Source organism: Flavobacterium sp. CS20 (genome assembly GCF_018080005.1).
Taxonomy (GTDB): Bacteria; Bacteroidota; Bacteroidia; order Flavobacteriales; family Flavobacteriaceae; genus Psychroflexus.
On the sequence record NZ_CP073015.1, the window covers coordinates 1,230,029 to 1,243,830 of the forward strand.

A 13,802-nucleotide genomic window follows, 5' to 3' on the forward strand; every position below is an offset into this window, starting at 1 on the left:
CTATTTTGTACATATAAATTTACTTATTGGATATTTGGATACACTTAGGGTTAAAGATTAAGTTGTAAATTTTAAATCTTAATATTAATCAAATATCCATTTATGTAATGAAAAATAAAATTCAATTATTTATAATTTTTATGGTTTTTTCAATCTGTTTTATAAGTTGTCAAAAAGACGATGTGTTTCAAGACACTCAAAATGAAAACCCATTAGACCTAAAAAGCGTAAGTTCAAAAGATATAGCACAATACTATAATTCTTTTTCTCAAAACGCCAAAAGTGACCAAGCTTGGCTTACACCTTATTTTGAGTATAATGACAGCATAAGTATTGTAAACTCTAATGCCAAAATCACTGTTACACCAGCAATAACTGATATACCAAATGCTTATTCTCGGTTATTTTCTTTAAACATTAACAGCCAATTAAAAACAGTTGCCTATCATATGTTCCCAAATGACCAAGCAACGAGTAGTTCCTTTTTTGGTGGTATTATGATAACAGATTTAAGCGGTAATCTTTTATCAGCCTTTGAAGCTGAAAACAATCTATACACAAAATACTATGATGTCGCGACTTCTGATTTAGATTTGAATATTTTAGATCTTAATAGTAAGAGTGGTGACTGTCCTGACGATCCAAATTGTTTTGACGGAGGAATGTTAGATGAAGTAGTTATAGTTGCAGACCCACCAAAGGATTCTGCTAGCATAACTATAATTTTTCTACCAGAATTTATTAATCAGCCTGAAGATGGTAATGGCGGTTTTACAATACCAACAACCCCAACAGAACCCTCAGCACCAGCAACTGATACTAATGAGGACACTTGCCCGCCTGGAAAAATTAAGGACAACAATGGTAATTGTGTTGAGCCAGATGAGCCTTGTCCAGGAATTAAAATAAAAAATAGTAGTGATGAATGTATTTGTCCTAATGGTTTTGTAGAAGCTATAGATGGCAGTTGTGTTGAGGTCCCTTGCGATAAAGACCCTGTCAAAAATCCTAAAGTAGCTAAACAGAATTTATCTGGTATTGAAGGAGGCCTATTTGGGTGCACAAGAAATGGCAGTGGATGCCAAGGACAACCAAACAAAAAAAAGCATGGAGGTCTAGATGTTTTAAATTCTTTTGGTTCACCTGTTTTTGCTATGTATGATGGAGTTGCAAGCCTGTCGCCAAATGAATTAAATAGAGCAGGTTGGGTTGTTGTCCTTTTTGCTAATGTTGATGGTGTAAGCACTAAGATTCAGTATTTTCACTTACAGCAAAACAATAGAGCTAACGGCTCTGTTAGTGCTGGAGACATTATAGGCTACCAAGGAGATTCAGGAAACCTCGATGAAGCTATTGCAAAAGGTTTTACAGAATCTCATGTCCATATTAAAGTTGAAAATGACCAAGGTTTACAAAACCCTGAAGATTATATAGGAAATTTAACCACAGAAGACGAATCAATAACTATTTCTAATCCAGATTGTAATTAAAACTAAATAAAATGAAAAATAAAATAATCATATTACTTTCTATACTTAGTATAGGATTAAATGTTCAAGCACAACTTGTTCAAGAAGCCACACAGTTGGGCTATACCGTTGTAACTGAGAATATATACAACACCATAAAATTTGAGGACGTATTGTTTACAGATATAAAAGCGACCCATGGAGATATTGATCAGATGGTAAATTTATTTCCGATAGAAGATGATGAAAATACTGGTCCTACAACTAGCATAGATTTAGCTCAGCCAAACTCCGTAACGATAGAAGAACCAGGGGCTATTACAGGAGATGTTTATAGAGAATTTGAATATCACAATGGCTTAGAAGTTACCTTTTTTGGAGAAAATCAAGGAGATAATCTTGAAGTCATAGACTTAAAGTCTGATAACATTACTATTGATGGTGTAAAGCTGGAAATAGGAGACCCCATTTCTAATCTTACAAGTATAAACTATATAATAAAAAATGGTGCAAATAATAATAAATTTGTAAACATTGTAGAAGAAGGTGAATATGCTTTTTCTCTGTCTCTTGATTTAGACTCTAATAATTATATCACAAAAATACATTACTTTGAAATTCCTTAATTTATTTCCACCTCAGAGTTTTTTAGCTTTGAGGTGATTTTTTTATCTTTAGAGAATGAAAAATAAAATAATTTTACTACTATCTATACTTAGTATAGGATTAAATGTTCAAGCACAACTTGTTCAAGAAGCCACACAGTTGGGCTATACCGTTGTAACTGAGAATATATACAACACCATAAAATTTGAAGACGTATTGTTTACAGATATAAAAGCGACCCATGGAGATATTGATCAGATGGCAAATTTATTTCCGATAGAAGATGATGAAAATACTGGTCCTACAACTAGCATAGATTTAGCTCAGCCAAACTCCGTAACGATAGAAGAACCAGGGGCTATTACAGGAGATGTTTATAGAGAATTTGAATATCACAATGGCTTAGAAGTTACATTTTTTGGAGAAAATCAAGGTGATGATCTTGAAGTCATAGATTTAAAGTCTGATAATATCACTATTAATGGCATAAAGCTGGAAATAGGAGACCCCATTTCTAATCTAACAAGCATAAATTATTTAATAAAAAATGGTGCAAATAATAATAAGCTTGTTAAAGTTGTACAGGAAGGCGAATATGCAGTTTCTTTATCTCTTAGATTAGATTCAAATAATAACTTGTCTGAAATTCACTTTTATGTAAATCCATAATATTTATTACCATCTCAAAGTTTTTAAATTTGGGGTGGTACTTTTTCATTAAATCTTTAGGGTATATTGGTATTGATTTTTTTCACCGCGAATCCCCAAGCCATTGTTAAACACTACAGCCATTTTCAATTTTAAAATCTAATTTGAAATCTAAAACAAAAAAATTGGAAGGTTTTTAAACCAACTCAATTTTGCATATTTAATTTTTTAAATTAACTATTATTCACGATATTTGAATAAATTATAAAAATTATGCCTTTTTATCATAAACTTGGTAAAATACCACACAAACGCCATACTATTTTTAAAAAACCAGATGGCAGTTTGTATTATGAACAATTGTTTGGCACCATAGGTTTTGACGGGATGTACACCAATTCTTATCACATACATCGACCTACTCAAGTAAAAGCTATACAATCCCAAAAGTCAGTAGCACCCAAAATTGCGGTTAAAAACAACTTAGAATCTTTACGCTTAAAAGGGTTTCAGCTCAAACCAGAAGCCGATTATTTAGACAGTAGAAAAGTTATTATGCACAATAGCAATGTCAATATAACCCTTGCAGCACCTCAAGAATCTACCGATGATTATTTTTATAAAAACGCCGATGCTGATGAATTGCTTTTTATTCATGAAGGAAGCGGAAAACTAAGAACTCATCTTGGAAATCTCGATTTCAAATACGGCGACTATTTGCTTATTCCGCGTGGAATGATTTATAAAATCGAATTTGACACAAAGGATAATCGCTTGTTTATTATTGAATCTACCAGACCAATATACACACCCAAACGCTATCGCAACTATTTTGGGCAACTGTTAGAACATTCACCGTTTTGTGAACGAGACCTCAGAGCACCACAAGATTTAGAAACCCACGACGAAAAAGGAGATTTTATCATAAAAGTCAAAAAACAAAACGACTTGTTTGAAATGGTTTACGCCACACATCCATTTGATGTGGTAGGCTACGATGGTTATAATTTTCCTTATGCATTTTCTATACACGATTTTGAACCCATAACAGGTAGAATACATCAACCACCGCCAGTGCATCAAACCTTTGAAACCGATGCTTTTGTGGTTTGTTCATTCTGTCCAAGATTGTTTGATTATCATCCAGAAAGCATTCCAGCACCATACAACCATTCTAATATAGACAGCGATGAAGTCTTATATTACGTTGATGGCGATTTTATGAGTAGAAATGACATAGACCGCGGACATATTTCATTGCACCCAGCTGGCATACCACATGGTCCACATCCAGGTGCAAGAGAACGAAGCATTGGCAAAACCAAAACTGAAGAACTCGCCGTAATGGTAGATACCTTTAAACCTCTTCAAATCACTGAAGTTGGTATGAAATTGTCTGATGGCACTTATTATAAGTCATGGTTGGAATAAAATAGCTTTTAGCCTCTATCTGTTAGTTTTTAGACTATACAGCTTGTACAGCTTGGAATTAGATCAAGTAATGAGAAATTAAAATATAGCAGAAAATATATTATGTATGAATAAAGACCAAGAAAGTATCAAAAAAGCTTTTCAGTTGTTTGAAACTGGAAAAATCGATACTTTTGAAGTTGGCACAACAGAAGGACTTTTGCAAATTCATAAATATATATTTGATGGTTTGTATGATTATGCTGGAAAGATTAGAGAAAAGAATATTTCAAAAGGCATAAAACAATCATACTATTATGAAGGCTATAGAAAAGATGATGAGTAATAGAAAAAAACAACTTAAAACTTGAAACTTATAAACTGATAACCTTATAAACTCAATACAATGAAAACAGATACAACAAGCTTAAACTTACCCGTAGAAAATCCAGAAGCCGAAGATTTTTTACCCATTTTAGGAACCGATTTTGTAGAACTTTATGTCGGCAATGCCAAACAAGCCGCTTATTATTACCAAACCGCTTGGGGCTTTACGCCTATTGCTTATGCTGGCTTAGAAACTGGAAAGAAAAATACAGTCTCTTATGTTTTACAACAAGACAAAATCAGATTAGTATTAACCAGTCCGCTTGAACCTGGAGGAGATATCAACGCCCATATCAACAAACACGGCGATGGCGTCAAATATATTGCCCTTTGGGTGGACGATGCCACAAAAAGCTACGAAGAAACCACTAAAAGAGGTGCAAAAGCTTATTGCGAACCACACACCATTGAAGACAGCAATGGTAAAGCCGTGATTTCAGGCATTCACACCTACGGTGAAACTGTTCATCTTTTTGTTGAACGCAAAGATTATCACGGACCTTTTTTGCCAGGCTATAAAGCTTGGGATAACCCTTACACCACAGAATCCACAGGAATTAAATACATTGACCATATGGTGGGTAATGTAGGTTGGAACGAAATGAACAAATGGTGTGAATTTTATGCCAATGTTATGGGATTTGCACAACTCGTATCTTTTGACGACAAAGATATCTCAACAGAATACACCGCCTTGATGAGTAAAGTGATGAGTAATGGCAATGGTAAGATCAAATTTCCTATAAACGAACCTGCTCACGGTAAAAAGAAATCTCAAATTGAAGAATACATAGATTTTTATAACGGTGCTGGTGTACAACACATTGCAGTAGCTACTGACAATATTATTGAAACAGTCAACAGCTTAAGAAACCGTGGCGTAGAGTTTTTGAGCGTCCCTGAAGTTTATTACGAAGATGTTTTAGACCGCGTAGGAGAAATAGACGAAGACCTTGAGCCACTAAAAGAGCTCGATATTTTAATCGATAGAGATGATGAAGGTTATTTATTGCAAATTTTCACAAAACCCGTCTTAGATAGACCAACCATGTTTTTTGAAATCATACAAAGAAAAGGTGCAAAATCTTTCGGAAAAGGCAATTTCAAAGCCCTTTTTGAAGCTATAGAAAGAGAGCAAAATTTAAGAGGAACTTTATAGATAATGTAGCAATTTGAAAATGAAAAATAAATAAATCAATAATTAATTTTTAAAAAAAGTTCCTTCCCAATGAGAAGGTCAGGATGGGAAAATGAATAATCTAGATAACAAATCTTGGGAAAAAGCCCAAAAAGACGACCAAAACAGCGTTATTCTCGATGTGAGAACACCAGAAGAATATGAAGAAAAACGCATTCCAAATTCAACGCTTATCAATGTGCAAGACGCTCAAAAATTTGTAGAGGAAATAGAAAAACTTGACAAATCAATTGCCTATTTTGTATATTGCAGAGCTGGAAGTCGCAGTGCGATGGCATGTAATATCATGGAACAATTAGGTTTTAAAGATGTATCAAACCTCGAAGGTGGCATCATAGAATGGCATGGAGAAGTTGAAGGATAGCTGTTAGTCGGTAGCTGGTAGTTGGCGGTAATAAGAAAGTTGAAAATTCTTAGATGTTTTATATTATCAAAGTAATAAATTGATAAGTTCACTTTGAGTGTTTTGGCATCAAAACTTTGCGTCCTCTACATGAAATCTTAAGTATAAATAGTCATATTTGAATAATAAAATCAACTCAGAAACAGCATAACAATAGCATTATGAAACATTTTAAAATTAGCCTAGTTTTAATCCTTTTACTAAGCATAGGCTGTAAAGAAAAAGCCAAATACTCTAATATCACGATGATAGATAGTAAGGAAATGAAAACCATGCTCAAAAATGATGAAGTTCAGCTGGTTGACGTTAGAACCGTTAAAGAATTTAATGAAAATTATATCGAAGGGGCACACAATATTGTTTATGATGATAACTTCGACAAAAAGCTAGACACTTTAAACAAAGACAAACCCATTATCGTATATTGTCGCTCAGGAAGAAGAAGTGCAAAATGTGCTAAAATTCTTCAAAAACAAGGCTTTTCAAAAATCTATGACTTAAAAGGTGGTATTACGCAGTGGATGAAGGAAGGGAATACAATTAAAAAGTAAAAATCAGTTCGTATTTTCTACAAATATTATTTTAAAGTCTTACTCATTCATCGTAATTTGTTACTTTTATCAGTATAAAATTTGAATTTCTTTAAAACAAGTAGAATATTATGCTCATAAAAGTCTATGGCAGTGCTGTTTTTGGTGTTGAAGCCACCAATATCACAGTAGAAGTCAACGTGGATTCTGGCATCGGTTACCACTTGGTAGGTTTGCCTGATAATGCCATAAAAGAAAGTAGTTTTAGAATTCAAGCCGCATTGAAAAACATCGGTTTAAAATTCCCTGGCAAAAAAATAACGGTCAATATGGCACCAGCTGATTTGCGTAAAGAAGGCTCTGCTTATGATTTGACTTTAGCTCTGGGTATTCTTACCGCTTCATCACAAATCAAAGCACCAAACATTGACGAATATATCATTATGGGCGAATTGTCTCTCGATGGTGGTTTACAACCCATAAAAGGAGCTTTACCCATTGCCATCAAAGCCAAAGAAGATGGGTTTAAAGGTTTTATCTTACCAAAACAAAATGCTAAAGAAGCCGCTATTGTTGATGGTCTTGAAGTTTATGGTGTTGAAAACATCACTGAAGTCATCAACTTTTTTGATAAAGGTAAAACACTCGAACCAACCATTCTCAATACGAGAGAAGAATTCTATAAAAACTTAGAACATCCCAAATTTGATTTTTCAGAAGTTAAAGGTCAAGAATCCATAAAACGCTGTATGGAAATTGCAGCCGCTGGCGGTCATAATATCATTATGATTGGTCCGCCTGGTTCAGGCAAAACGATGCTCGCCAAACGGCTACCCAGTATTCTTCCACCTATGACACTTCAAGAAGCTCTTGAAACCACTAAAATCCATTCGGTAGTTGGTGGTGTAAAAGAAAACACAGGTTTAATGGCAAACCGACCTTTCCGAAGTCCACATCATACCATTAGCGATGTTGCTTTGGTTGGTGGCGGTGCTTATCCACAACCAGGTGAAATTTCTCTTTCGCATAATGGTGTCTTGTTTCTTGATGAACTCCCAGAATTTAAACGCTCAGTGTTGGAAGTGATGCGTCAACCTTTAGAAGATAGAGAAGTCACGATTTCTAGAGCAAAATTTACAGTAACATATCCGTCAAGTTTTATGTTAGTCGCCAGTATGAATCCGAGTCCTGGTGGTTATTTTAACGATCCTGATGCACCTGTTACTTCATCGCCATCCGAAATGCAACGCTATCTCAGCAAAATCAGTGGTCCACTACTCGACCGTATTGATATTCATATAGAAGTCACGCCGATGCCATTTGATAAACTCAGCGAAGAACGCCGAGGCGAAAGCAGTGCTGAAATTAGAGAACGCGTGACCAAAGCCCGCGAAAAACAAGCTGAACGATTTAAAGATATTGACTATATTCACTACAATGCCCAAATGGACGTCAAACAAATTAGAAAGTTTTGTGAGCTTGATGAAGCCTCAAAAACTTTGCTTAAAACCGCTATGGAAAAACTCAACCTATCTGCTCGTGCATATGATAGAATTCTTAAAGTCTCCAGAACCATAGCCGATTTAGAAAATGAAGATAATATTTCTAATGCACATATCAGTGAAGCAATTCAATACCGCAGTTTAGATAGAGATGGTTGGTTAGGTTGATTGAATTTTAGCTTTTAATGCTTTGAGTTAGATTTAAATATTTTAGAGCTAAATTTAAAAAAATTCTTGTTAATTTCATTAAATACTTTACTTTTGCAATCCTATTCTTGAATGAGAGTATATTTTAAATATTGGTCCTATAACTCAGTTGGTTAGAGTATCTGACTCATAATCAGAAAGTCCCTGGTTCGAGCCCAGGTGGGACCACAAGTCTAAAACCGTTTCATAAGTTTGAAACGGTTTTTTTTTAACCAATAAAAAACGCTGCTCAAATGAACAGCGTTAGTAAGAAAAACAATAAATAATTTGTATTATTTAGAGGATACGAACGTTTGTAGCGTTCATACCTTTTCTGCCTTCTTCTTCAGTGTACTCAACTTGATCTCCTTCTTCAAGAGATTCTCCATTAAGACCTGTAACGTGGACAAATATGTCCTTTCCGGTTTCGTCGTTAGTAATGAATCCATAACCTTTAGACTCATTAAAAAATTTAACTGTACCTTCCATAAAATATAAAAATAATTAATTAATAAAGTACAATATTACAACATATTTTAATCAGTAAAGCATTTTTAATGTTAATTATTGATTTTCTTTAAGTTAAAAACAGGGTCTTGCTCTAATTTTAAACTCCATTTTTTATGTATTAAAACGTTGAAAAGGCTTTGTTTAAAAGGCTAAGACAAATTTATTGCTAAACGATTTGAGATTTCATCTTTGTCAAACACCAATTTATAATTTTGAGATAAGTCTATAGCTTTAGGAGTATGAACAAATAAACGATGCGATTTCCAACTTAATTCAATTTTAAAATAATGTCCCATATAGTATTGATTGATAATATCTAATTCAGATTTTGTAGTTTTTTGGAGTTTTATTTCGTGTGGATATATTATAATGTTTTTTTCTTTTTTGGTTTTATTCCAAATGTGTTTTGGGTTAATTTGATTAAAGTCTCCAAATAGACTTGCCACATAAGGATTATTATTGTTTTTATAAAGCCTGTTCGGTGTGTCTCTATCGACTATTTTTCCTTCTTTTAAAACCAGTATTTCATCACAAAAGGCTAAGATGTCATCTTTATCGTGAGTTGACAAAACACAAGTCACATGATTATTTCTTAAATAGCTAAACAATTGACGTCTTAACTCATTTTTAAAAAATTGATCGATATGCGAAAACGGTTCATCTAACAATAGTAACTTAGGTTTTTTTGCTAATGCTTGAGCTAGGGCAACGCGTTGTTTCTGACCTCCACTAAGATTTTTAACTTTTGTATTCTCGTAATCCTTAAGTCCTACAACTTCAAGCAATTCTCTCGCTCGAGAAATATTTTGACGCATAGATTGTCTAGATAAAGGTTTTGTGATATTATCTAAAACACTCGTGTAAGGCATCAATTGAAAATCTTGGGTGACGTACTTTAAATCTTCTCTTCCTGGAGTTAATTGATTTGATGGTCCTAATATTGTTTTGCCATTCCATAATAATTTTCCACTATCAGCATCAAGCTTTCCATAAATAAGTTTGAGTAAAGTAGTTTTACCACAACCACTTTGACCAATAATACCAAGAATATCCCCAGAATGAATACTGAAAGAAATATTGTTAAGCCCAAAAATTTTGTTGTAAGAAAAATAAACAGATTTTAATGTTAACATCTTCTGATAAAAATAAAAGCTGAATTTAAAACAAATTCAGCTTAGATGATTGATATAATAAAGTTTTAATTTACTATTATTTTTTTAGAAATATTTACTCTAGAGTTTTCTATTTTAACGACATAAACACCAGTTTTGAGTTGAGAAACATCTAACTCTTGACTTTGGTTGAAATCTAAAGGTTTATTGATGAGCAATCTACCACTCACATCAAAAACCTTAAGGTTAGCATAACCAATTGTTTCCGAAAGACTTTTTATGTTCAATATATCATTGGTAGGATTTGGATAAAATTTTAAAGAATTTTGGTCATAATCTTGTGTTGTTAACGTTTGGCAAGGCAAAATAATATTTGTTGGTAAGTCAAAAGCTTCTATTTGATCATCTCTTTGAAGGGATGAGCCTTGATCTGCACTAAAACCTAAGCCTCTGTTTGCAAATACTTTCCATATAAAACATTGGTTAGCCCCATTGTTTGCAAGCATATCAGCCTGTAAAATTGCATCTCGTCCGTCGATAAAACCTGGATTACAACTTTGAAGTTTCATACCATCAACAATCAACTGAATAGCTATATTATTTCCGCCACTTCCATTTACTAAATCAGGGTCAAAACCATATTGATCTATCAATTCCCAAGTTAAATCCCAAAGCATGGTTGCCCATACAAAGCCAACACCATGAGGTATGGAAAGATTAGGATTATTAGTTAAATCATAGGTTGCTGGGTTTACTGAAAAGTCAGTAGAATATGGAAAAGGTCTTATGCCAGTTCCCGTAGTAGGTTGGCTAATAGCAAATGTGCCATAGCCTCTAAGTTTTTCTGGTGTATCGCCAGGTTGCATAGTCATCATCAGTACAATCCAATCGCTCCAACCTTCACCCATTTGTTCGTCATTAAACAAACAATTAGCTTGAGTTGACCCGCCTGTGAGCCTACTTGAAATTCCATGACCGTATTCGTGGGCTACAATGCCATTATCAAAATCACCATCAACTTGAAACGGTCCATTATTGACTAATGTCGCATTAATATTATCGCTATTTTGAAGCTTGGTAATAAGAGATATTCCATCTCCTAATGAAATCATTATTGAAGGAATATTAATGTTATTCCCATTCCCACCCATTGTAATGGGATTCCCTAACACATTATTTACCATTATAACAGCAATAGCACCATTATTTTGTGCTTTTTCGATTTTTTCAACAAAAGTGCAAATCCCTCGTCTTATCACAACAATTTTACCATTGAGATTAGCTCCATTAGTGATAATATCACAAGCATCATGGATATCTGTTGATGTTGCACTACTATTGTCATCTTCTATTAGTGCTAAATCTGCTGTTATCGGTGTTGGTGTCAAGCCTGGACCAAATCCAGCTTGAATACCAAAAATATCGCCAGCAATATCAGATGGCGAATTGATAGTTAGTGGATTGCTAGGTGATCCTGATGACGACCATAAAAACATTTGCATTCTTGGATTTGATCCTTCTGGTGGTGTACCGAAGTTTGCATTATTTAAACCTGCACCATCTTGTGCATCGGCTACAACAAAATCACTACCTATACCTATACTGCTGTAATTGGTTTCTTGAAAATTTCCTGCTCCTTCATCAAAACCATAATTATACCAAACATCGTGAACATAATTATTCCAAACAAATAAGTTGGTAATGGTCGCATCTTCATTCATAAAAGCGGGCAAATCCCCTAAAGGAAAATCAAAATTTAAGTTTGCACCACCATCAGGCGAATATCCTGAAACATTATCGCCGTCTCTGTCCTCACTAGCTAATACATTGTTGCCTTGTGTAGTTGTAAATTCTGCTCCTGCAACACCATCTGTGTCATGCCAACCAAAAGGTGATGCGTTATAATCTGCTGGCTGATTAAGCAAAACTCTGCTCCCGTGATTAGGAGATTCTATGCCTAATGGGTAAGCTCGATATTGAGATCCATCTGTAACAAAACTTAGGGTGGAATTTTCTTTATTTTCAAAATCTTGTGTGTTATTAGATTTATTAATAAAGTGATAATTATTGAAATTGCAACTCAACATCCAGTCGTTTTGTCTTAAAATATCTCCAGTGTTAGCATCAACTGACATACTCCACCAATGGCTTTCATCTCGTGGTAAAATGCTTAAATCCCAAGCTATTCTATATTTACCATTTTGTGCTTTCGCATAAACTAATTTGACAGGAATATTTTCTGTTGAAAGATTTTCTGATTCAAAAACAAATTCAATTGTCGAAACATTGTCTTTCAATATTAAATTTAAAGATGCATCTAAACCTAAACTTTGAATTGCTGAATTAACAGCATCTTCAGCAGAAATACTAAAGGTGGTTGTTTCAATAAAATCGCTTAAATTAGATACAAAAGAATGATTGAAATTAACTACCCGATTTTGATTGATAGCAAAACTTCCTAAAGCATTGATTACTGGGATATTTTGATGAGTTTGCTGAACATATACGTTATACAAATCCATACTCTTAGAGTAGGCTTGATTGGTGATGATAAAGTCATTTAAATCGGAACGGTTAAAATTAAATTCTTCCGAATTTTGGTCTAAATAACTATAAATAACAGTTTCGAAATTTTGTGCTTGAAAAACACTTACAATCGAAAGAGCACAGATTAAAATTATATTACGCATATATTAATTTTTTGTAAAAATATAGGAAATTAAAAATTACCCAAACTAACAAGTGTTAATTATGTAGTTTAAAGATATGTTTAATTACAAAACTTACGTGATTAACTGTTAAAGTAAAACTTACAAAAGCAAATTTTTCTCAACGTATTCTGCAATTTGAACCGCATTGGTTGTCGCTCCTTTTCTCAAGTTATCGGCAACAATCCAAAGGTTTAAACCATTTTTAATACTAAAATCCCGTCTCAAGCGTCCCACAAAAACCTCGTCTTTACCTTCCGCATAAATTGGCATAGGATAAGTATTTGTGCTCGGGTTGTCTTGAAGTGTAATACCATTAAAATTACTTAGTTTTTCTCTGACTTCAGTCATTTCAAAAGGCTTTTCAAACTCCAGATTGACAGATTCTGAATGTCCACCAACGACTGGAATTCTTACCGCTGTAGCCACAACATTGACCCTGTCGTCTGAAAGAATTTTTTTGGTTTCATGAGTGAGTTTCATTTCTTCTTTGGTATAATCGTTGTCTAAAAACGCATCACAATGTGGTAAAGCATTTTTATGAATGGGATACGGATAAGCCATCTCACCTTTTGCATCTTGATATTCGTTTTCTAATTGTTTTACGGCTTTAACGCCAGTACCAGTAATAGATTGATACGTGGAAACAATAACGCGTTTAATTTTAAAAGCATCGTGCAGTGGCTTAAGCGCCATAACCAACTGAATGGTAGAGCAATTAGGGTTTGCAATGATTTTATCATTTTTAGTCAACTCGTGGGCGTTGATTTCTGGCACAACAAGTTTTATGTTCTCGTGCATCCGCCAAGCTGAAGAATTGTCTATCACGGTTGTGCCCGCCTTAGCAAATTTTGGCGCCCAATCTAAAGAGGTTTGTCCACCAGCTGAAAACAAAGCGATATCAGGTTTTTGAGCTAAAGCATCATCCATACTGATTATGTTCACCTCTTTTCCTTTAAACTTTATGGATTTGCCAACCGAACGCTCTGAAGCGACAGGCAACAATCTTGAAACTGGGAAGTTTCTTTCTTCTAAAACTTTAAGCATTACTCGACCAACCATTCCGGTAGCACCTACAACTGCTATATTCATAATTTTAACTTTAAAAGTGCAAATGTAAAATGCTTTTTGGT

The 13,802-nt window shown here is 34.1% G+C and carries 13 protein-coding genes and 1 tRNA gene; 10 read left to right on the plus strand and 4 right to left on the minus strand.

Annotated features, from left to right (window positions below; genetic code table 11):
* The first annotated feature begins 107 nt into the window (after positions 1–107).
* From IGB25_RS05835 to IGB25_RS05880, 10 genes are all read left to right on the plus strand, one after another.
* The gene (locus IGB25_RS05835; RefSeq protein WP_211066560.1) at positions 108–1,490 is read left to right on the plus strand and encodes a M23 family metallopeptidase; all 1,383 of its coding nucleotides are present in this window, start codon (positions 108–110) and stop codon (positions 1,488–1,490) included.
* Between the two features lie 11 nt (positions 1,491–1,501).
* Positions 1,502–2,095, plus strand: a complete 594-nt coding sequence (locus IGB25_RS05840; RefSeq protein WP_211066561.1) for a hypothetical protein — start codon at positions 1,502–1,504, stop codon at positions 2,093–2,095.
* Between the two features lie 55 nt (positions 2,096–2,150).
* Positions 2,151–2,744, plus strand: a complete 594-nt coding sequence (locus IGB25_RS05845) for a hypothetical protein (protein ID WP_211066562.1) — start codon at positions 2,151–2,153, stop codon at positions 2,742–2,744.
* 252 nt (positions 2,745–2,996) lie between these two features.
* Positions 2,997–4,154: a homogentisate 1,2-dioxygenase gene (locus IGB25_RS05850; protein ID WP_211066563.1), complete on the plus strand. Its 1,158-nt coding sequence runs from the start codon at positions 2,997–2,999 to the stop codon at positions 4,152–4,154.
* A gap of 106 nt (positions 4,155–4,260) precedes the next feature.
* Positions 4,261–4,479 carry a hypothetical protein gene (locus tag IGB25_RS05855; protein ID WP_211066564.1) on the plus strand — a complete coding sequence of 73 codons (219 nt, stop codon included), beginning with the start codon at positions 4,261–4,263 and terminating at the stop codon, positions 4,477–4,479.
* A 60-nt stretch (positions 4,480–4,539) separates the two neighbouring features.
* Positions 4,540–5,679 carry a 4-hydroxyphenylpyruvate dioxygenase gene (gene hppD / locus IGB25_RS05860; RefSeq protein ID WP_211066565.1) on the plus strand — a complete coding sequence of 380 codons (1,140 nt, stop codon included), beginning with the start codon at positions 4,540–4,542 and terminating at the stop codon, positions 5,677–5,679.
* A gap of 91 nt (positions 5,680–5,770) precedes the next feature.
* Positions 5,771–6,082, plus strand: coding sequence for a rhodanese-like domain-containing protein (locus tag IGB25_RS05865; RefSeq protein WP_211066566.1), 312 nt, complete (start codon positions 5,771–5,773; stop codon positions 6,080–6,082).
* A 200-nt stretch (positions 6,083–6,282) separates the two neighbouring features.
* Positions 6,283–6,672, plus strand: a complete 390-nt coding sequence (locus tag IGB25_RS05870) for a rhodanese-like domain-containing protein (RefSeq protein WP_211066567.1) — start codon at positions 6,283–6,285, stop codon at positions 6,670–6,672.
* Between the two features lie 110 nt (positions 6,673–6,782).
* Entirely contained in the window at positions 6,783–8,321 is a 1,539-nt protein-coding gene (locus tag IGB25_RS05875; RefSeq protein ID WP_211066568.1) for a YifB family Mg chelatase-like AAA ATPase, read from the plus strand.
* Positions 8,322–8,454: 133 nt separating this feature from the next.
* Positions 8,455–8,528, plus strand: a tRNA-Ile gene (locus tag IGB25_RS05880).
* Positions 8,529–8,636: 108 nt separating this feature from the next.
* Here the strand turns inward: IGB25_RS05880 and IGB25_RS05885 are convergent.
* The 4 genes from IGB25_RS05885 to IGB25_RS05900 all read right to left on the minus strand — a co-directional run bounded on the left by IGB25_RS05885 (position 8,637) and on the right by IGB25_RS05900 (position 13,761).
* Entirely contained in the window at positions 8,637–8,828 is a 192-nt protein-coding gene (locus IGB25_RS05885; RefSeq protein WP_211066569.1) for a cold-shock protein, read from the minus strand.
* 170 nt (positions 8,829–8,998) lie between these two features.
* The gene (locus IGB25_RS05890) at positions 8,999–9,982 is read right to left on the minus strand and encodes an ABC transporter ATP-binding protein (protein ID WP_211066570.1); all 984 of its coding nucleotides are present in this window, start codon (positions 9,980–9,982) and stop codon (positions 8,999–9,001) included.
* A 65-nt stretch (positions 9,983–10,047) separates the two neighbouring features.
* Complete coding sequence (locus IGB25_RS05895) at positions 10,048–12,651, minus strand: T9SS-dependent M36 family metallopeptidase (RefSeq protein WP_211066571.1); 2,604 nt, start codon at positions 12,649–12,651, stop codon at positions 10,048–10,050.
* Positions 12,652–12,771: 120 nt separating this feature from the next.
* Positions 12,772–13,761, minus strand: a complete 990-nt coding sequence (locus tag IGB25_RS05900) for an aspartate-semialdehyde dehydrogenase (protein WP_211066572.1) — start codon at positions 13,759–13,761, stop codon at positions 12,772–12,774.
* Positions 13,762–13,802 lie beyond the last annotated feature (41 nt).